The organism is Streptomyces sp. IBSBF 3136 (assembly GCF_036815105.1).
Taxonomy (GTDB): domain Bacteria; phylum Actinomycetota; class Actinomycetes; order Streptomycetales; family Streptomycetaceae; genus Streptomyces.
Genome location: NZ_JAJSZC010000079.1, coordinates 12586 through 31925, shown reverse-complemented (window position 1 = coordinate 31925; position 19340 = coordinate 12586). Strand labels below are relative to the sequence as shown.

General features: G+C 72.2%; 17 protein-coding genes. 14 read left to right on the top strand and 3 right to left on the bottom strand.

The genetic code is table 11. From position 1 onward, the window contains the following. Positions 1-199: 199 nt before the first annotated feature. Positions 200-1237 carry a ketoacyl-ACP synthase III family protein gene (locus V7E45_RS18810; RefSeq protein ID WP_333775339.1) on the bottom strand — a complete coding sequence of 346 codons (1038 nt, stop codon included), beginning with the start codon at positions 1235-1237 and terminating at the stop codon, positions 200-202. Positions 1238-1493: 256 nt separating this feature from the next. Here V7E45_RS18810 and V7E45_RS18805 point away from each other — a divergent pair, with 256 nt between their 5' ends. From V7E45_RS18805 to V7E45_RS18780, 6 genes are all read left to right on the top strand, one after another. Continuing rightward, complete coding sequence (locus V7E45_RS18805; protein ID WP_333775338.1) at positions 1494-2486, top strand: helix-turn-helix transcriptional regulator; 993 nt, start codon at positions 1494-1496, stop codon at positions 2484-2486. 285 nt (positions 2487-2771) lie between these two features. Continuing rightward, positions 2772-4391 carry a peptide ABC transporter substrate-binding protein gene (locus tag V7E45_RS18800; protein ID WP_333775337.1) on the top strand — a complete coding sequence of 540 codons (1620 nt, stop codon included), beginning with the start codon at positions 2772-2774 and terminating at the stop codon, positions 4389-4391. Between the two features lie 5 nt (positions 4392-4396). Further along, a complete protein-coding gene (locus V7E45_RS18795; RefSeq protein ID WP_333775336.1) occupies positions 4397-5320 on the top strand; it encodes an ABC transporter permease in 924 nt (307 codons plus the stop codon). Beyond that, a complete protein-coding gene (locus tag V7E45_RS18790) occupies positions 5313-6293 on the top strand; it encodes an ABC transporter permease (RefSeq protein ID WP_333775335.1) in 981 nt (326 codons plus the stop codon). Before V7E45_RS18795 ends, V7E45_RS18790 begins: the two co-directional genes overlap by 8 nt. Before the next feature lie 7 nt (positions 6294-6300). Next, positions 6301-7284 (top strand): ABC transporter ATP-binding protein, encoded by a 984-nt coding sequence (locus tag V7E45_RS18785; protein ID WP_333775334.1) that lies wholly within the window; start codon positions 6301-6303, stop codon positions 7282-7284. Further along, positions 7268-8344: an ABC transporter ATP-binding protein gene (locus V7E45_RS18780; protein WP_333775333.1), complete on the top strand. Its 1077-nt coding sequence runs from the start codon at positions 7268-7270 to the stop codon at positions 8342-8344. Before V7E45_RS18785 ends, V7E45_RS18780 begins: the two co-directional genes overlap by 17 nt. A 109-nt stretch (positions 8345-8453) precedes the next feature. Here V7E45_RS18780 and V7E45_RS18775 read toward each other — a convergent pair whose 3' ends face one another. After that, positions 8454-10586 (bottom strand): S9 family peptidase, encoded by a 2133-nt coding sequence (locus V7E45_RS18775; protein WP_333775332.1) that lies wholly within the window; start codon positions 10584-10586, stop codon positions 8454-8456. A gap of 201 nt (positions 10587-10787) precedes the next feature. Between V7E45_RS18775 and V7E45_RS18770 the strand changes: the two genes are divergently transcribed. From V7E45_RS18770 to V7E45_RS18735, 8 genes are all read left to right on the top strand, one after another. Further along, positions 10788-10982, top strand: a complete 195-nt coding sequence (locus tag V7E45_RS18770; protein ID WP_333775331.1) for a hypothetical protein — start codon at positions 10788-10790, stop codon at positions 10980-10982. A 34-nt stretch (positions 10983-11016) separates the two neighbouring features. Further along, positions 11017-11874, top strand: coding sequence for an N-acetyl-1-D-myo-inositol-2-amino-2-deoxy-alpha-D-glucopyranoside deacetylase (gene mshB, locus V7E45_RS18765; RefSeq protein ID WP_333775330.1), 858 nt, complete (start codon positions 11017-11019; stop codon positions 11872-11874). After that, on the top strand, positions 11871-12287 hold the full coding sequence (locus tag V7E45_RS18760; protein ID WP_333775329.1) for a DUF6113 family protein: 417 nt from the start codon (positions 11871-11873) through the stop codon (positions 12285-12287). The genes mshB and V7E45_RS18760 overlap by 4 nt, the downstream gene beginning before the upstream one ends. A 155-nt stretch (positions 12288-12442) precedes the next feature. Then, entirely contained in the window at positions 12443-14869 is a 2427-nt protein-coding gene (locus V7E45_RS18755; RefSeq protein ID WP_333775328.1) for a hypothetical protein, read from the top strand. Positions 14870-14997: 128 nt separating this feature from the next. Beyond that, positions 14998-15927: an ABC transporter ATP-binding protein gene (locus tag V7E45_RS18750; RefSeq protein WP_333775327.1), complete on the top strand. Its 930-nt coding sequence runs from the start codon at positions 14998-15000 to the stop codon at positions 15925-15927. Then, positions 15924-16664 carry an ABC transporter permease gene (locus V7E45_RS18745; protein ID WP_333775326.1) on the top strand — a complete coding sequence of 247 codons (741 nt, stop codon included), beginning with the start codon at positions 15924-15926 and terminating at the stop codon, positions 16662-16664. The genes V7E45_RS18750 and V7E45_RS18745 overlap by 4 nt, the downstream gene beginning before the upstream one ends. A 5-nt stretch (positions 16665-16669) precedes the next feature. Further along, the gene (locus V7E45_RS18740; RefSeq protein ID WP_333775341.1) at positions 16670-17854 is read left to right on the top strand and encodes a sensor histidine kinase; all 1185 of its coding nucleotides are present in this window, start codon (positions 16670-16672) and stop codon (positions 17852-17854) included. Then, positions 17851-18465, top strand: coding sequence for a response regulator transcription factor (locus V7E45_RS18735; protein WP_043476371.1), 615 nt, complete (start codon positions 17851-17853; stop codon positions 18463-18465). The genes V7E45_RS18740 and V7E45_RS18735 overlap by 4 nt, the downstream gene beginning before the upstream one ends. A 4-nt stretch (positions 18466-18469) precedes the next feature. On the opposite strand, the gene V7E45_RS18730 is transcribed toward V7E45_RS18735, so the two are convergent. Next, the gene (locus V7E45_RS18730) at positions 18470-19336 is read right to left on the bottom strand and encodes a transglutaminase-like domain-containing protein (protein ID WP_333775325.1); all 867 of its coding nucleotides are present in this window, start codon (positions 19334-19336) and stop codon (positions 18470-18472) included. Positions 19337-19340: the final 4 nt, after the last annotated feature.

The window sequence follows — 19340 nt, the reverse complement described above, 5'->3', positions numbered from 1 at the left end:
CCGCAAACTCACCCTCGTGCGAGCCCCCCACGCCCCGGTGCCGCAGGGCCCCGCGGCCTGACGACCCTCTTTCGGAGGGGGCCGGGAGCACGGCCCCGGGTGGCTCACCCGGCCGGGCCACCGCCCCGGGTGGCTCACCCGGCCGGGCCACCGCCCGGGGCCCGGCCGGCGGAACGTCCCCGCCGCGGCCGGCCCACGCTCACTCGGGCCGGTGCGCGGACTCCGTGATCTCGACGACCGCCGAGGTGCAGCTGTAGCCCGTGCCGCCACCGACGAGGAGGACGCGGTCGCCCGGGAGCACCTGGCCGGACCGCACCAGATCGTCGAGTCCCGCGAAGTGGTCGCCCGCCCCGAGGTGGCCGGCCTCGCTGCAGAACTCCCAGTTGGACATCTTCTCGTTGAGGCCGAGCTGGAGTTCGAGCTGCCAGCGCATCCGGGACCGCCCGGTGGCGTTGAGCACCACGCGGGAGACGTCCTCCATGCGGGTGTCCGCGTCCGCCAGCGCCTGCCGCACGGAGGCGTCGGCGACCTGGGCCGTCCTGAGGGTCAGCCTGCGCGGATCGCCGTTCGCCCGGACATAGTCGTCCGCGAGGGCGCTCAGGTCCAGCGGACGCCGCGCCTCGGACGGGTCGGCGACCGGGCTCGCCGGACGGGAGATCGCCTCCAGGGAGTTGTCCACCGCGGTCGAGGTGGACAGCAGCCGGGCGAACCCGCCGACGGACGACAGCACCAGCGCGGTCCCCGCGTCGCCGTAGACCAGACCCCGCTCGCAGCGCCAGCGGTCGAACGACGGTCCGGAGAACCGGTCCGCGGTGGTGAGCAGGACCGCGCCGCCCACCTCCAGGTGGCGGGCGCCGAGCTCCAGCGAGGAGACCCCGGCGTTGCACGACTGCTGGAGCCCGAAGGCCGGGACACCCGAACCGGCCGTACGGTCCGCCACATAGGAGGCCGGCGTCCACATGTCGGCGCCCTGGAACCAGACATGGCTGTGGAACACAGCGGACACCCGCTCGGCGGCCGCGCCGGCCCGCCGCAGCGCCGTGCGCGCCGCCCGTACCGCCATCTCCGGTGCGGACGGCCCACCGTCCGCCTCGGTCTCGGCCGCGGCGACGGACACGATCCTGTTCGCGGCGTGCTCGTCGGCGTCGTACGCCCCCGCCGCCACCGCCTCCTCGGCCGACAGCCGGCCGGGCAGCCAGACCCCGGTCGCCGCTATGTGTACCCCGTCCCAGCGCATCGCGTTCCCCTCTCCGGCCCCGAATCCGGATGAGGGGCCGCCCTGTACGTCGATACTGACATCGGACAGTTGCCTGTTTCCTGCACCATTCGGAAGATTCCCCTGCGGGTCCTTGGTGACTCTCCGTACGTAGATTCTTGAAGTACTGAAGGTCTACTGAACGACGCCTCAATAGCGCCCTTCTGGTGTTCAACTCCGGCAGGTAGGATGCCCTGCGCGCCGGTCCGGCCATACCGGTTCGCGAAGGGGGAGATGAGTGTTCGATGTGCTCGGAATCAAGGATGAGACCGCCCATATCTATCGCGCCGTACTGAATAATCCGGACGGCGATTTCCATGAAATTCTTCGGACGACGGGCCTTTCGGAGCAGGAACTCCGCAACCAGCTCGACATATTGAGCGAGTTGTCGCTGGTCCGGATCTCGGGGGAGGCGCCCGCCCGAGTACGGGCGGTGGGCCCGCAGACCGCGCTGAAATGGCTGCTGGCCCGGCAGGAGGCCCGCCTCGCGGAAGAACGCAAGCGGACCGAGGACGTGCGGCTCGCCGTGGAGAAACTGGCCGCTGAATTCACGGAGCCGCCCGGGGGGCCGGTCGGTGAAATCGAGCAGGCGGTCGGACTCGACGAGATCCGGGATCGCATCGGACTGCTGTGCCGTGAGGTCACCACGGAAGTGATGGCATTCGCGCCGGGCGCTCAGACGGCCGAGAACATGGAAGCCGCGAGACCGCAGGACCTGGAACTCCTCGACCGCGGCGTGCGTATGCGCACCATGTATCTCGACAGCGTGCGCAACCATCAGCCGTCCGTCGCCTACGCCACCTGGCTGACCGGTCGGGGCGGCCAGGTCCGCACGGTGCCGACCCTGCCGGTCCGCATGCTGATCGTCGACCGGCACACCGCCGTCGTCCCGATGGACGACCAGTCGACCGGCGACGGGGTGCTGCTGCTGCGCGGCAAGGGTGTCCTCGCCGCCATGTGTGAACTCTTCGAGAGTTTCTGGCAGCGGGCCACACCGCTCGGCGACTCCCGCGACCCCGAGGCGCCGCACGGGCCGAGCCGGGTGGAGACCGAGTACCTCAGGCTCCTGTACGACGGGTACACCGACGAGGTCATCGCCCGCCGTCTCGGTGTCTCGCCCCGGACCGCCCGCCGCATGGCGGCCGAACTGATGGAGAAGCTCCAGGCCCGCAGCCGGTTCCAGGCCGGGGCGAAGGCGGTCCAGCGCGGATGGATCAGCGCCGGTCCCTGACCTCACCACCGGCAGCTCGCGCACGCCTGCGCAGAAACGTATTTGCGGAGGCTTCGCCCGCCACCCCGTGGGGTGTGGCCGGCGCGTCCCGTTCGCCTGGCGGCGGGGTGAGGGTCCGCGCCCGGACGGGGTGCGGGCCTTTCTTCGTCCGGCCCCCACCCGCCGCGACTCGCGGCCCCGGCCGCCCGTCACCCCAACGGCCCCCCCATCGCGCGCCCCCTATGCGGTATGCGTCTTGTATGCCCATATTGACCGGTACGGTGGGTGATCGCGGAGGAGGCACGCATGCGGGGAATCACGCGCGCCCGATGGGTCGCCGGTGTGCTGGCGACGGGGCTCGCCGCCACGGCCTGCGGGAGCGGCGCCAGTGCGGGCGAAGCCGGGGTGCTGACCTCCTCCTGGGGTGATCCGCAGAACCCGCTGGAGCCCTCGAACACCAACGAGGTGCAGGGCGGCAAGGTGCTCGACATGATCTTCCGCGGGCTGAAGCGGTACAACCCGCGGACGGCCAAGGCCGAGAACATGCTCGCGGAGCGGATCGACACCTCCGACTCGCGGAACTACACCATCACCGTCAAGGACGGCTGGAAGTTCAGCAACGGGGAGCCGGTCACCGCCCGCTCCTTCGTCGACGCGTGGAACTACGGCGCCGGCCTCAGGAACAACCAGAAGAACGCCTACTTCTTCGGTTACATCGAGGGCTACGACAAGGTCCACCCCGACAGCGGACCGCAGACCGCCGACACCCTCTCCGGCCTGAAGGTCACCGGCCCCCGCACCTTCACCGTCCGCCTCGGCCAGAAGTTCTCCAGCTTCCCCGACACCCTCGGCTACGTGGCCTTCGCCCCGCTGCCGAGGACGTTCTTCACCGACCACGCGGCCTGGGTGAGCAGACCGGTCGGCAACGGGCCGTACCTGATCGACTCGTACACCAAGGGCTCCGCGATGTCCCTGAAGAAGTGGGACGCCTACCCCGGGCCCGACCGCGCCCGCAACGACGGGGTCACCCTGCTGGTCTACACCGACAACAACACCGCCTACACCGACGTGCTGGCCGGCAACCTGGACCTGGTCGACGACGTGCCCGCCACCCAGCTCAAGAACGTCGGCACGGACCTGGACGGCCGTTACATCAACACCCCCGCCGGCATCCTGCAGACGCTCGCCTTCCCGTACTACGACCCGCGGTGGAACACCGCCGGCGCGCGCAAGGTCCGCACCGGCCTGTCCATGGCCATCGACCGCGCGCAGATCACCAAGACCCTCTTCCGCGGCACCCGCACCCCCGCCACCGACTGGACCAGCCCGGTCCTCGGCAAGGAGGGCGGCTTCCAGGCGGGCCTGTGCGGCCACGCCTGTGAGCACGACCCCGCGCAGGCGAAGAAGCTCATCCAGGAGGGCGGCGGGCTCCCGGGAGGCGGGCTGAAGATCACCTACAACGCGGACACGGGCTCGCACAAGCAGTGGGTGGACGCCGTGTGCAACTCCATCAACAACGCGCTCGGCGACGACAAGGCCTGCGTCGGCAACCCGGTCGGCACCTTCGCCGACTTCCGCAACCAGATCTCCCAGCACCGGATGTCCGGCCCCTTCCGGGCCGGCTGGCAGATGGACTACCCCCTGATCCAGAACTTCCTGCAGCCGCTGTACTACACCAACGCCTCCTCCAACGACGGCAAGTGGTCCGACAAACGGTTCGACGGGATCGTCGACCGGGCCAACGCCGAGACCGACAGCGCCACCGCGATCGGGCTCTTCCAGCAGGCCGAGGGCGTGGTGCGGGACAACATGGCCGCCATCCCGCTCTGGTACCAGAACGGCAGCGCCGGGTACTCCGCCCGGCTCTCCCACGTCGCGCTCAACCCCTTCAGCGTCCCGGTCTACAACGAGATCAAGGTCGGCTGACCGGCATGGGGCGCTACGTCGTCAGACGGCTGCTGCAGATGATCCCGGTGTTCATCGGAGCCACCCTGCTGATCTTCCTCATGGTGAACGTGATGGGCGACCCCATCGCGGGGCTGTGCGGTGAGCGGGCCTGCGACCCGGCCACCACCGCCCAGTTGGAGAAGGAGTTCGGCTTGGACAAGCCGGTCTGGCAGCAGTACCTCACCTACATGGGGAACGTCTTCACCGGGAACTTCGGTACGGCGTTCAACGGCCAGCCGGTCACCGAACTGATGGCGTCGGCGTTCCCGGTCACCGTCCGGCTCACGATCGTCGCCATCCTCTTCGAGATCGTCATCGGCATCACCCTCGGCGTGCTGACCGGGATGCGGCGCGGCCGGCCCGTCGACACCTCGATCCTCGTCCTCACCCTCGTCGTCATCTCCGTCCCCACCTTCGTCACCGGCCTGCTGCTCCAGCTCCTGCTGGGCGTCCAGTGGGGGTGGATCAAGCCGTCCGTCTCCCCGCAGGCCGCCTTCGGCGAGCTGATCGTGCCCGGCCTGGTCCTCGCCTCCGTCTCGCTCGCCTACGTCACCCGGCTCACCCGGACCTCCCTGGCGGAGAACAAGCGCTCCGACTACGTGCGCACGGCCGTCGCCAAGGGGCTGCCCCGGCACCGGGTCGTCACCCGGCACCTGCTGCGCAACTCCCTCATCCCCGTGGTCACCTTCATCGGCGCCGACATCGGGGCGCTGATGGGCGGCGCCATCGTCACCGAGCGGATCTTCAACATCCACGGCGTCGGCTACCAGCTCTACCAGGGCATCCTGCGCCAGAACACCCAGACGGTGGTCGGCTTCGTGACCGTGCTCGTCCTGGTCTTCCTCATCGCCAACCTGCTCGTGGACCTGCTGTACGCCGTGCTCGACCCGAGGATCCGCTATGCCTGAACAGCCGTACCAGCAGGAGGGTGCGATCGCCGGCACCGGGATGGGCGGAGCCATGGACCTCGCGACGAGCGAGGCGGCCACCCTGGAGCGGACACCCGGCGGACCCGAGGGCACCGGACCCCGGGGCAAGCCGCGGTCGCTGTGGTCCGACGCCTGGCGGGACCTGCGCCGCAACCCCGTCTTCATCGGCTCCGCCGTGGTCATCCTGTTCCTGGTCTTCATCTCCCTGTGGCCCTCGGCGATCGCTCCCGGCAGCCCCCTGACCTGTGACCTCGCCAAGGCCCAGGACGGCCCGGGACCGGGCGCACCCTTCGGCTACGACGGGCAGGGCTGCAACGTCTACACCCGGACCGTGTACGGCGCCCGGGCCTCCGTCACCGTGGGCGTGTGCGCCACCCTCGGCGTCGCGCTCCTCGGCTCGGTGCTCGGCGGGCTCGCCGGCTTCTTCGGCGGACCGTGGGACTCGCTGCTGTCCCGGACGACCGACATCTTCTTCGCCATCCCGGTCGTCCTCGGCGGCCTCGTCCTGCTCTCCGTCGTGACCAGCAACACCGTCTGGCCGGTCATCGGGTTCATGGTGCTGCTCGGCTGGCCGCAGATCTCCCGCATCGCGCGCGGCTCGGTCATCACCGCCCGGCAGAACGACTACGTCCAGGCCGCCCGCGCCCTCGGCGCCTCCAACTCCCGCATCCTGCTGAGGCACATCGCGCCCAACGCCGTGGCCCCCGTGATCGTCGTCGCCACCATCGCGCTCGGCACCTACATCGCGCTGGAGGCGACCCTGTCCTACCTGGGCGTCGGCCTGAAGCCGCCGAGCGTCTCCTGGGGCATCGACATCTCCGCCGCCTCCCCGTACGTCCGCAACGCCCCGCACGCCCTGCTGTGGCCCTCGGGCGCCCTCGCCGTCACGGTCCTGGCCTTCATCATGCTCGGCGACGCGGTGCGCGACGCCCTCGATCCCAAGCTGAGGTGACGGCGCCATGCTGCTTCAAGTACGCGACCTGCACGTGGAGTTCCGCACCCGGGACGGGATCGCCCACGCGGTCAACGGGGTGTCGTACGCCGTAGACGCGGGGGAGACCCTGGCGGTGCTCGGCGAGTCGGGTTCCGGGAAGTCGGTGACCGCGCAGGCCGTGATGGGCATCCTCGACGCCCCGCCGGCCCGGATCACCGGCGGCGAGATCCTCTTCCAGGGCCGGGACCTGCTGAAGCTGAAGGAGGACGAGCGGCGGGGCGTCCGCGGCGCCCATATGGCGATGATCTTCCAGGACGCGCTGTCGGCGCTCAACCCCGTGCTCTCCGTGGGCGACCAGCTCGGCGAGATGTTCACGGTGCACCGCGGGATGTCGCGCAAGGAGGCGCGGGCCCGGGCGGTCGAGCTGATGGACCGGGTGCGCATCCCGGGAGCGGCCCAGCGGGTGCGGGACTACCCGCACCAGTTCTCCGGCGGTATGCGCCAGCGCATCATGATCGCCATGGCGATGGCGCTCGAGCCGGCCCTCATCATCGCGGACGAGCCCACCACCGCCCTGGACGTCACCGTCCAGGCCCAGGTCATGGACCTGCTCGCGGAGTTGCAGCGCGAGTACCGGATGGGCCTCATCCTCATCACGCACGACCTGGGGGTGGTCGCGGACGTCGCCGACCGGATCGCCGTGATGTACGCGGGCCGGATCGTCGAGTCCGCCCCCGTCCACGACATCTACAAGGCGCCCGCCCACCCCTACACCCGGGGCCTGCTGGACTCCATCCCGCGCCTGGACCAGAGGGGCCGGGAGCTGTACGCCATCAGGGGCCTGCCGCCGAACCTCATGCACATCCCGCCCGGCTGCGCCTTCCACCCGCGCTGTCCGATGGCCCGGGACGTCTGCCGTACGGACGAGCCCCCGCTGTACGCGGTCTCCGAGACCCGCGGCAGCGCCTGCCACTTCTGGAGGGAGTGCCTGCATGGCCCCGACCACTGAGCCGATCCTGGAGGTCCGCGGCCTCGTCAAGCACTACCCCCTGATGCGGGGCATCGTCTTCAAGAAGCAGGTCGGCGTGGTACGGGCGGTCGACGGCGTCGACTTCACGCTCGGCCGGGGCGAGACCCTGGGCATCGTCGGCGAGTCCGGCTGCGGCAAGTCGACGGTGGCGAAGCTGCTGTGCAACCTGGAGCGCCCGACGGCGGGCTCGATCAGGTTCAAGGGCGAGGACATCACCCGACTGTCCGGGCGGGCGCTGAAGGCCGTCCGCCGCAACATCCAGATGGTCTTCCAGGACCCGTACACCTCCCTCAACCCGCGCATGACGGTGGGCGACATCGTCGGCGAGCCGTACGAGATCCACCCCGAGGCGGCACCCAAGGGCGACCGACGGCGCCAGGTGCGCGAACTGCTGGACGTGGTCGGCCTCGACCCCGACTTCGTCAACCGCTACCCGCACCAGTTCTCCGGCGGCCAGCGCCAGCGCATCGGCATCGCCCGCGGGCTGGCCCTGCGCCCCGAGGTGATCGTCGCGGACGAACCGGTCTCGGCCCTGGACGTCTCCGTCCAGGCCCAGGTGATCAACCTGATGGACCGGCTCCAGTCGGAGTTCGAGCTGTCCTACGTCTTCATCGCCCACGACCTCTCCATCGTCCGGCACATCTCGGACCGGGTCGCGGTCATGTACCTCGGCCGGATCGTGGAGACCGGCAGCCAGGCCGAGATCTACGACCACCCCACGCACCCCTACACCCAGGCGCTGCTCTCGGCGGTGCCCGTCCCCGACCCCGCGGCCCGTGACCGCCGGGAGCGGATCATCCTCGTGGGCGACGTCCCCTCCCCGACGGACATCCCCTCGGGCTGCCGCTTCCGCACCCGCTGCTGGAAGGCCCGGGAGCGCTGCGCCGTGGAGGTCCCGGCGCTGGCCGTGCCCGAGGAGTTCCGCGGCACCACCGGCCCGGCGGCCCACGACTCCGCCTGCCACTTCGCCCAGGAGCGGCAGGTCGTGCCGCCGGAGGAACCGCGGCAGGCCGCCCGGAACGGCAACGGGCCGGGGTGACGTCGCACCCCGGCCCGCTTCACGGCACCCGCACGGCCGTACGCCGATCAGCGTCGCGCGTCCGTGTCTCGGCACCGCTTCCGTCAAGTTGCCCGCGCGTTAACGCCGTTCACGCCGATGCGCGCGGCAGGCCCAGCGAGCGCCGGAGGAAGTCGAGCTGCAACCGCAGCAGGTTCTCCGCCACGGTCTCCTGCGGCGTCATGTGGGTGACCCCGGACAGCGGCAGCACCTCGTGCGGGCGGCCCGCCGCCAGCAGGGCGGAGGACAGCCGCAGGGAGTGCGCGACGACCACGTTGTCGTCCGCGAGCCCGTGGATGATCATCATCGGGCGGTGCGGCTCGGCCGGGTCGACCAGGCCCGCGTCGTCGACCAGCGAGTTGCGCCGGTAGACCTCCGGCCGCTCGTCCGGGTGGCCGAGGTAGCGCTCCTGGTAGTGGGTGTCGTACAGCCGCAGGTCGGTGACGGGCGCGCCGACCACCGCCGCGTGGAAGACGTCCGGGCGGCGCAGCACCGCCAGAGCGGCCAGGTAGCCGCCGAAGGACCAGCCGCGGATCGCCACCCGGCCGAGGTCGAGGGGGAAGTCCGCGGCCAGCGCCTGAAGTGCGTCGACCTGGTCCTGGAGCACGACCTGCGCGAGGTCGTCCCGGACGGCCTTCTCCCAGGCCGGCGAGCGGCCCGGGGTGCCCCGGCCGTCGGCGACGACCACCGCGAAGCCCTGGTCGGCGAACCACTGCGAGGTCAGGTGCGCGTTGTGCGCGGCCACCACGCGCTGGCCGTGCGGCCCGCCGTACGGGTCCAGGAGCACGGGCAGGGGAGTGTCACCGGGGTAGTCCGTCGGCATAAGCACGGCGCACGGAATTCGGCGTGCGCCCCCATGGGCGAGCGTCACGCGGGGGGACAAACCCGGATCTTCGGCGTACGAGGTGACAGTCGCCGTTCGTTTTCCGTCACGCAGTACCTGGGCGCGGGCGCCCGGATCGGCCGGCGTCGCGGACACCAGCACCGTCACGCCCCCGGCGCGCACGGCCGAGTGCACCCCGGGCTCCTGCGACACGCGCTCCACGCCCAGTTCGTTGACCCGGTAGACATGCACCTCGCCGATCTCGGGGGACTCCGCGTCCTCGCCCGCCGAGGCCGAGACCAGCACGTCGTCGGCCGTCACGTCGAGTACCGCACGGATGTGCAACTGGGCACCGGTGAGCGGCCGTTCGCCCACCGCGAGCACTCGTGCGCCCCCCTCGTCCGCGATCCGGACCAGCCGCCCGGAGGGGCTCCAGCAGGGCACGCCGGGGAAAATTTCCAGCCATGTTGGATCTTCGTCGGCATGCACCATCCGGGTCGCCCCGGAGTCCGGGTCGACCGCCAGGAACACCTGGCCGCGCTGGTCCCGCGACTGCACGAGGAGCAGCGGCGCACCCGCCTGTGACCAGTGCACACGCGCCAGGTACGGGTAGCGCGCCCGGTCCCAGACGACCTCCGTGCGCGTCCCGTCAAGCCCGAGCACGAACAGCCGTACGTCCGCGTTGGCGGTGCCCGCCGCCGGGTACGCGACGTGGTGTGGCTCACGCTCCGGACGGGCCGGATCGGCGATCCACCAGCGCCGCACCGGCGTGTCGTCCACCCGCGCCACCAGCAGCCGGTCCGACTCCGGCGCCCACCAGAAGCCCCGCGTGCGCCCCATCTCCTCGGCCGCGACGAACTCGGCGAGCCCGTAGGTGACCTGGTCCGCCTCAGGCTTCGCCAGCGGCCTGTCGTCGCCGCCCCCGGCGGCCACGACCCGCAGCGCGCCCCGGGCGACGTAGGCGACGTGCCGCCCGTCGGGGGCCGGGCGCGGGTCGATCACCGGTCCCGGCACCGCGAGTTCACGCGTCGTGCCGGCCCGCAGCTCCGCCGTGAAAAGCCGCCCTGACAAGGCGAAAGAGGCCAACTCCACGGCCGCGTCGGTGGCGTAGCCGACGATGCCGGCACCGCCCTCACGACTGCGTTCCCGGCGCGCCCGCTCCTCGGCCGAGAGTTCTTCCGAGGCGCCCCGCAACAGGGCGTCCGGGTCGGCCGCCAGGCGCTCGGCGCCGTCCGCGGGGTCGAGGATCCAGAGGGAGTTGGCCCGGTCGGTGCCGGAGCGCGAGCGCAGGAACACGACACGCGAGCCGTCGGGCGCCACGGTGAACGCGCGCGGCGCGCCGAGCGTGAACCGCTGCGTGCGCGCGTGCCGACGGGGGAAGGAGTCAGCCTCGGTCGTCATACCCCGACCATATTGGCCATGCGCCCCCTTGTGCGGCCGTGCGCCGAGCGATGCGCGAGCACGGATAGTTATGATCACTACCGCTGAGTGGGTATGAACCTGCTGGCGTCCGCATGGGTTTGCGCCGACGATCAAGAACCAGGTCACAAGCCCCACAGTCCGAACCCCCCGCGTCCCTGGGATCTTTGGAGGTGAGCCGCCGTGGCACTCTCGATTTCGGCGGTGGTGCTGCTGGCGATCATCGTCTTCTTGTTGATCAAGAAGTCCGGTCTGAAGGGCGGTCACGCGGTCATCTGCATGCTGCTCGGCTTCTATCTCGCCTCCTCGACCGTCGCGCCCACGATCAGCGAGCTGACCACGAACGTCGTCAGCATGATCGGCAGCATCAAGTTCTGACGGCCGGCCCGGGCGGACCTCGTAGGGTGGTCCCATGACGGATCTGCCCGACCGGCGTCTGCTGCTGGTGCACGCGCACCCGGACGACGAGTCGATCAACAACGGCGCGACCATGGCCAGGTACGCGGCCGAGGGTGCCCACGTGGCCCTGGTCACCTGCACCCTGGGCGAGCGGGGCGAGGTCATCCCGCCCGGGCTGCGGCACCTGGCCGGTCCCGCGCTGGGCGCGCACCGGCGCGGTGAGCTGGTCTCGGCGCTGCGCGAGCTGGGCGTCGAGGACGTCCGGCTGCTCGGTGGCGCCGGCCGCTACGGCGACTCCGGCATGATGGGCATCTCCGACAACGAGGACCCCGACTGCTTCTGGCAAGCCGACCTGGACGAGGCCGCGGGCTCGCTGGCCGAGGTGATCCTGGAGCTCCGCCCGCAGGTCCTCGTCACCTACGACGACCACGGCGGGTACGGCCACCCGGACCACATCCAGGCCCACCGCGTCGCCATGCGCGCCGTCGAACTCGGCGACGAACGCGGCCACCGGGTCCAGAAGGTCTACTGGAACCGGATGCCGCGCTCCGTCGCCGAGGCGGCCTTCGCCCGCCTCCAGGACGAGCTGCCCGCCCTGCCCTTCGCCAAGACCGCCACCGTGGCCGACCTGCCGGGCGTGGTCGACGACGAGCGGATCACCACCACGCTCGACGGCGGCCCGTACGCCGCCGCCAAGGCCGCCGCGATGCGCGCCCACGCCACCCAGATCGAGGTGGCCGGCTCCTGCTTCGCGCTCTCCAACGAGCTGGCACAGCCGCTGTTCACCACCGAGTACTACGAGTTGGTGCGCGGCGAGGTGCGGCCCGGGGAGACCGACCTGTTCGCCGGCGTCACCGTGGAGGCGTCATGAGCACCACCGGCCGCGGCCCGATGCTCGCCCAGCCGCTGCGCCGCCCGTCGGCCGGGCGGATCGCCGCTCTCGCCGGACTCTTCGTGCTCGGCGCGATCGTCGGGCTCGCCGGAACCCTGGTCCAGGCCGCCTGGTTCCCCGGCGGGCTGCTGCTCGCCCTCGCCGGGGCCGCGGGCCTCTTCCTCGGCGGGGCCTACGCGCTCGGCGGCCGGTCCGGAGCAGTGGCCCCGGTGGCGGGCTGGATGATCGCGGTCGTCCTGCTCACCGCCGGCCGCCCCGAGGGGGACTTCCTGTTCGGCGCCGGTGGCGGCTCCTACCTCTTCCTGTTCGGCGGCATGGCGCTCGCTGTGATCTGCGCCACCCTTGGCCCCGGGCGGCAACCCCACGGCGGCCCCGCCCGACTTGCCAAGTGACGTACCACTTCGCCATACGACACGCGTGGGAGTCCGGTGTGGGTTTCCTGGGCGGTCATGGGATACACGCCAGAGGTGGCCAGTATGGTGGTGCGCGCCGCCGAGCTGCCCGCTGAGGTCGTAACGGGCGGCGGAGCCAACCGGGAGAACCTGCCTTGAGTCGTGAAACTGACACTCCGTCCTCCGGGCCCAACGGGACCGGCGGAGCCGCATACCCCTCGGGGACGCCGCCGTACGGGACACCCCTGGCTTCCGACGCCGGTGCGGACGCGGGCCGTTCGGCTGCGCGGCCCGAGGAACGCAAGACCGAGACCACGCTGACGACCCGGATCCGGATCAACATCCCCGGATCGCGGCCCATCCCTCCGGTCGTCGTGCGCAAGCCCGTCGCGGAGAGCGAGGCCGCCGGGGACGCCCCGGCCGCCGAGCCGCGGCCGGCGGCCCCCGCCGCCGCGCCGCCGCCTGTCGCCGCCGAACCGGCCGCCGAACCCGCCGCGCAGGCCGAGGAGAAGACCAGCGACTGGTTCGCGCCCCGCAAGTCCGGCGCCCCCAAGGGCGGTCAGGGTGGCGGCGGCACGAACGGGGCCGGTACGCCCGGCGGTTCCGCCGCGCCTTCCGCGCCTTCCGGCCCGTCCGCACCTTCTGCCCCTTCTGGCCCTTCCGCGGCTTCCGCCCCTTCCGTGCCCGGTGCGCGTCCCGGCGGTCCGGGTGCCTCCGGCACGGCCGGCGGCACCGGCGCCAAGCCCGGTGCCGGCCGTCCCGGCGGTGTGGTCGGCTCCATGGGCGCGCCGGGCGGCACCCGTCCCGGCCAGAAGGGCTCGGGCCTGCCCAGCGCCACCGGCGGCCCGGTCGCCCCGGGACACGGCGGCGGCACCGGCTCGTTCGACGTGACGGAGGCACTGGCCGCGGGCCCGCTGGGCGGCTCACGCCCGGGCACGCCCGGCGGCGGCGAGGCGAGCCGCGACGACCTGCCGTACTTCTCGGAGGGCGGCCAGAACGGCTTCGGCGCCGGTGCTTCCGGCGCGAGCGGTGCGAACGGCACCGGCGGGCCCGGCGGCCCGAACGGCTTCAACGGGCCGAACGGCCAGGGCGGCCGCGGCCCGCAGGGCCCCGCGGGCCCCACCGGCGGCCCGGTCACCGGCGACGGCCCGTTCGTCCCGGGGGCCGGCCCGAGGAGCGCGCTCAGCGACCTGGACCTCGGCCCGGGCGAGTCCTTCACCGGCCCCGGCGGCTACGGCGACACCGGCAGCCACCAGCTCCCGGGCGACACCGGCAGCCACCGGACGCCTTACGGCGACACCGGCAGCCACCAGGTGCCGGGCGGCTACGGCGACACGGGCAGCCACCGGCTCCCGGGTGACACCGGCAGCCACCACCTGCCCGGCGGCGGTCTCAGCGACGACACCGCGATCCTGACCCCGCAGAAGCCGGCCCCCGAGCCGGGCGCCCCCGGCTACCGCGCCCCGGACAACGTCTCCGGACACACCGTCACCAGCGGCATTCCGGTCGTCCCGTCCGCCGGGAACGCCCCGTTCGGTCCCGGCGGCGCGCTCGCCGACGGGCCCGCGCCGCGCAGCGCGCCCAAGCGGCCGGCGCCGGCCGCCCAGCCCAAGGCCGCGGCCAGGCCGAAGAAGAAGGGCCGCAACAAGCTCGTGCTGCTCGCCGTCGGTGTGGTCGTCCTCGCGGGCGGCGCCTACGGTGCCGGGCTGCTGATGAACCACACCGACGTGCCCAAGGGCACCACCGTGCTCGGCGTGGACATCGGCGGCGGCACCCGTGACGACGCCGTCAAGAAGCTCGACGACGCCTTCGGCAAGCGGGTCGACCAGCCGCTGAAGCTGTCCGTCGGCGGCCGGACGGTGTCCGTCGCCCCCGCCAACGCGGGCCTGCAGTTCGACTTCCAGAGCACGGTCGCCGCGGCCGCGAAGAGCGACTACAACCCGGTCACCGTGATCGGCACCCTCTTCGGGCAGAAGCGCGAGATCGAGCCGTCCATGCCGGTGGACGAGGAGAAGCTCCAGGCCGCGCTCCAGCAGACCGGCGGCGGCTCGGGGACGGGCACCGTCACCGAGGGCGGCGTCGAGTTCAAGGCCGGCAAGGCCGTCGCCGTCTACGGCAAGGCGGGCAAGGCCGTCGACGCGGCCCGCTCCGGCCAGGCGGTCGCCCAGGCCTACCGCACGATGGTGGAGACCGGCACGGCCGTCCCGGTGACGGTCCCGAGCACCACCCGGCAGCCGACGGTCTCGAAGGCCGAGGTCGACCGGGAGATGAAGGACTTCGCCGACCCGGCGATGTCGGCGAACGTCACGGTGCGGACGGACGCGCTGCACTCGATCCAGATGAGCCCGCAGAAGTCGCTGTGGAAGTTCCTCCGGGTGACGGCCGTCGACGGCAAGCTCGTCGACAAGCCCGACCTGGCCGCCCTGAAGCAGCTCTACGGCCAGACCTTCGACGGCGTGCTGATCACCCGGGCCAACGGCAAGAAGACCGCCGTCACGCCCCAGGACGTCTACGTGGCGCTGCGGGGCGCCCTGACGAGCCGGACCGACCGGGTCGCGGTCATCGCCACCAACCCGAACTGACACGCCCGCGCGGGGGTGCCCACCTGGCGCCCCCGCGTCGTGTCACCGGGCCGCATGACATCTGTCATCCGGCATCCAGGACCGCCGACACTGCCCCGCACCGGCCCCCCACGGTCAGCATGGTGGGCATGACAACGACAGCGGCACCGGCCACGACCACCCCGGTGGTCGGGTTCGACCAGGTGACCAAGACGTACGGGAGCGTACGGGCCGTCGACGGCCTCTCGCTCCGCCTGTACCCGGGGGAGACCGTCGCCCTTCTCGGCCCGAACGGCGCCGGCAAGTCCACCACCCTCGACCTCCTGCTGGGCCTCAAGCACCCCGACAGCGGCACCGTCGGCGTGTTCGGCACCAGCCCCCGCGAGGCGATCGTCGCCGGCCGGGTGGGAGCCATGCTGCAGAGCGGCGGGCTCATGGACGACGTCACCGTCACCGAGCTGGTGAAGCTGGCCTGCTCGCTGCACCCGAAGCCGTACAAGGCCGAGGACGTGATGGCGCGCGCGGGCATCACCCAGATCGCCGACCGCAAGGTCAACAAGCTCTCCGGCGGCCAGGTGCAGCGAGTCCGCTTCGCCCTCGCCACGGCCGGCGACAGCGACCTGATCATCCTGGACGAGCCGACCACCGGCATGGACGTCTCCGCCCGCCAGGCCTTCTGGGCCACCATGCGTGAGCAGGCCGACCAGGGCCGCACGGTCCTCTTCGCCACCCACTACCTAGAAGAGGCCGACGCCATCGCCGACCGGGTGCTGGTGCTGCACCGGGGCCGGCTGCTCGCCGACGGCACGGCCGCCGAGATCAAGGCCAAGGCCGGCGCCCGCCGGGTCTCCTTCGACCTCGAGGGCGAGATCGACGAGAGCGCCCTGCGCGACCTGCCGTTCCTCACCTCGATCGACGTCTCCGGCCAGACCGTCCGCATCCAGTCCGCCGACGCCGACGCGACCGTCCACGCCGTCTACGGCCTCGGCCTCTACCCCCGCAACCTCGAAGTCGCCGGACTCGGCCTGGAGCAGGCCTTCGTCGCCATCACGGAGGCCGAGGAGGCCAAGCAGTCATGAACTCGCTGATCAGACTCGAACTGAGCCGCGCCCTGCGCAACAAGAAGTTCCTGTTCTTCTCGGTGCTCTACCCCTCCTTCATCTACCTGATCTTCTCCAGCAGCTCCGGCTCGGGCGAGCGGGTCGGTGACAGCGGCCTGACCGTCGCCACCTACCTGATGGTCTCCATGGCCTCCTTCGGCGCCCTGACCGCCGTTCTGATGGGCAACAGCGAGCGCATCGCCAAGGAGCGCGAGAGCGGCTGGGTCCGGCAGCTGCGGCTGACCACGCTGCCCGGGCGCGGCTACGTCCTCGCCAAGACCGCGAGCGCCGCCGTGGTCAGCCTGCCGTCGATCATCGTGGTGTTCGTCGTCGCCGCGGCCGTGAAGGACGTCCGCCTCGACGCCTGGCAGTGGCTCGCCCTCACCGGCGTGATCTGGGCGGGCAGCCTCGTCTTCGCCGCGCTCGGCGTCGCCATCGGCTACGTGGCCACCGGGGACGCGGTCCGCCCCATCACGATGATCATCTACTTCGGCATGTCGATCCTCGGCGGCCTGTGGATGCCCTCCACGAGCTTCCCGCAGTGGCTCCAGGACATCGCCGAGTGGCTGCCCACGCACGCGTACGCTGCTCTGGGACGGGCCATCGAGCAGAGCGAGACCCCCCACACCCAGGACATCGCCATCCTCGTCGTCTCCTTCGTCCTCTTCGCGGGCGGCGCGGCCTGGCTGTACCGGAAGGACACGCTGAAGGCGTGAGCACCATGACGGAAGACGGCAAGGCGCCCACCGCGAAGCACGTACCCGTGGGCTGGCCGCCCCGCAACCGGCGCGAGATGACGGTCAAGGTGCTCTGGATAGGCGTCTGGCTGGTCTTCCTCAAGTCACCGATCGAGGACCTGGCCGGCGGCGCCCACACCACCGGGGCGACCGCCGCGGGGGCGGCCGGCCTCGCCGCCTTCGTCGGGTGCTACCTGGCGCTGGTCTTCCGCAACATGGGCCGGCCCTTCGCGCCGAGGCTGGTGATCAGCCTGCTCGCGGTCCTCGGCGTCCTGGCGCCCCTGCTGGCCTACAGCCTCGGCGGCGCCTGGCTCGGCCTGTTCATCTACCTCTCGGTGGCCTGCGGGGCGACGCTGCCGCTCCGGGCGGCCTACTGGGCCATCCCGGCCTCCGCCGTCACGATGTACCTGGTCGGACTGCACTCCGACGTCCAGGAGGCGCGCGACCTGCTCCTGCTCACCCTGCTCATCGGCTTCGCGATGACCGGCGTCGGCCAACTGGTCCGCACGACGATCGAACTGCGCCGGGCCCGGGCCACCGTCGCCCAGCTCGCCGCGAACGAGGAGCGGCTGCGGCTCGCCCGTGACCTGCACGACCTGCTCGGCCACTCACTGTCCCTGATCACGCTCAAGAGCGAGCTGGCCGGCCGGATGCTGCCCGGCCACCCCGACAAGGCGGCCCAGCAGGTCGCCGACATCGAACAGGTCAGCCGGCAGGCCCTGGTCGACGTACGGGAGGCCGTCACCGGCTACCGCCGCCCCCGCCTCGCCGCCGAACTCGCCGGCGCCCAGGTCGCGCTGACCGCGGCCGGGGTGCTGGCCGAGGTACCCGCCGACCCCGACCTCACCGGCATCGCCGAGGAGGCCGAGGCCACCCTCGCCTGGACCCTGCGCGAGGCGGTCACCAACGTGGTCCGGCACAGCGGCGCCGACCGGTGCCTGGTCCAGCTCCTGCGCCGCCAGACCCTGGACGGCCCGGTCCTCGAACTCACCGTCGAGGACAACGGGTCCGGCGGCGCGGGCAGGGGGCCTGGCAACGGACTGACCGGCCTGACCGAGCGGCTGGAGAAGGTGGGCGGCGCGCTGGAGGCGGGCCGGATCAGGCACGGTTTCCGGTTGCTCGCCCGGGTCCCCGCACCCCCCGTGGTGGCCGTAGTATCCGGGGCATGACGAGCGTGATCAAGGTCCTCCTCGCCGAGGACCAGTCGATGGTGCGCGAGGCACTCGCCGCCCTGCTCGGCCTCGAGGACGACATCGAGGTCGTCGCCCAGGTCGCCCGCGGCGACGAGGTGCTGGCGGCCGTCGGCGCGCACGGCGTCGACGTGGCGCTGCTCGACATCGAGATGCCCGGCTGCACCGGCATCGAGGCCGCCGCCCAGGTGCACCGCAGGTACCCGGCGGTCAAGCTCGTCGTCCTCACCACCTTCGGCCGCCCCGGCTATCTGCGCAGCGCCATGGAGGCGGGCGCCGACGCCTTCCTGGTCAAGGACGCGCCCGCCGCCCAGCTCGCCGCCGCCGTACGCAAGGTGCTGGCCGGGGAGCGGGTCATCGACCCCACGCTGGCCGCCGCCGCGCTGGCCGAGGGCGCCAACCCGCTCACCGACCGCGAGCGCGAGGTCCTGCGCGCCGCGGCCGACGGCTCCACCAACGCCGAACTCGCCGCCGCCCTGCACCTGTCCCAGGGCACGGTCCGCAACTACCTCTCCACGGCCATACAGAAGCTGGCCGTGCGCAACCGGGCCGAGGCGGTGCGCACGGCCCGGGAGAAGGGCTGGCTGTGAGGGCTCAGTTGAGCATCGCCCGGGCCGTCTCGGCCTGCTGCCGCACCCGCAGGGCGGCCGGTTCGTCGACCACCTCGATCAGATGCGCGTAGGCGTCGAGCTCGGCGGCGCCCGCCACGAACTCACCTCGCTGCACCAGTAGTTGGCCGCGCTCGTAGCGCAGCCGGGCCGGATGCGAGGGCAGCAGCAGGCTCAGCTCGACCGCCCGCAGCGCCACGTCCGAGCGCTCGGGCCTGGCCGCGGCCCACGCCCGGATGTTGTTCAGGATCCGCTGGACGACCTCCAGCGGCTCGGCGGGCACCAGCATGGAGGGCTCCAGCGGCGCCCCGGTGGCGCCCGCCACCAGCAGCTCGGTGTCGGTACCGGTCAGCACCCGGCCGCCGTCGAACGGATCGACCAGCACCTGGTCACGCTCCGGCCCGAACCCGACGACGAAGTGACCGGGCAGCGCCACCCCGTACACCGGCGCCCCGGCCCGCCGGGCGGCCTCCAGCCACACCACCGACAGCAGGATCGGCAGCCCGCGCCGCCGCCGCAGCACCTCGTGCAGCAGCGAGGACTCCAGCCGCTGGTAGTCGGCCGGTCTGCCGTGGAACCCCAGGCGCCCGCCCAGCAGCCCGCACACCGCCTCCGCCCACGCCCGCGGCCCGCCCGGCCGGAACGGCAGCTGCCCGGCGAGCCGGTCGAGCTCCACCTGGGCCGCGTCGATGCCGGCCTCGTCCAGCGAACCGTCCGCCTCGGCGCCGATCAGCAGGCACAGCGCCGACAGGTCGGGCCGTTCGGACCGGGCCTCCTCCCCGAACCGCCGCCGCAGCTCGGCGGACCGTTCCGGCGGGGGCGGATACGGGGGCGGGAGATGAGGGTGCCGCATGCCT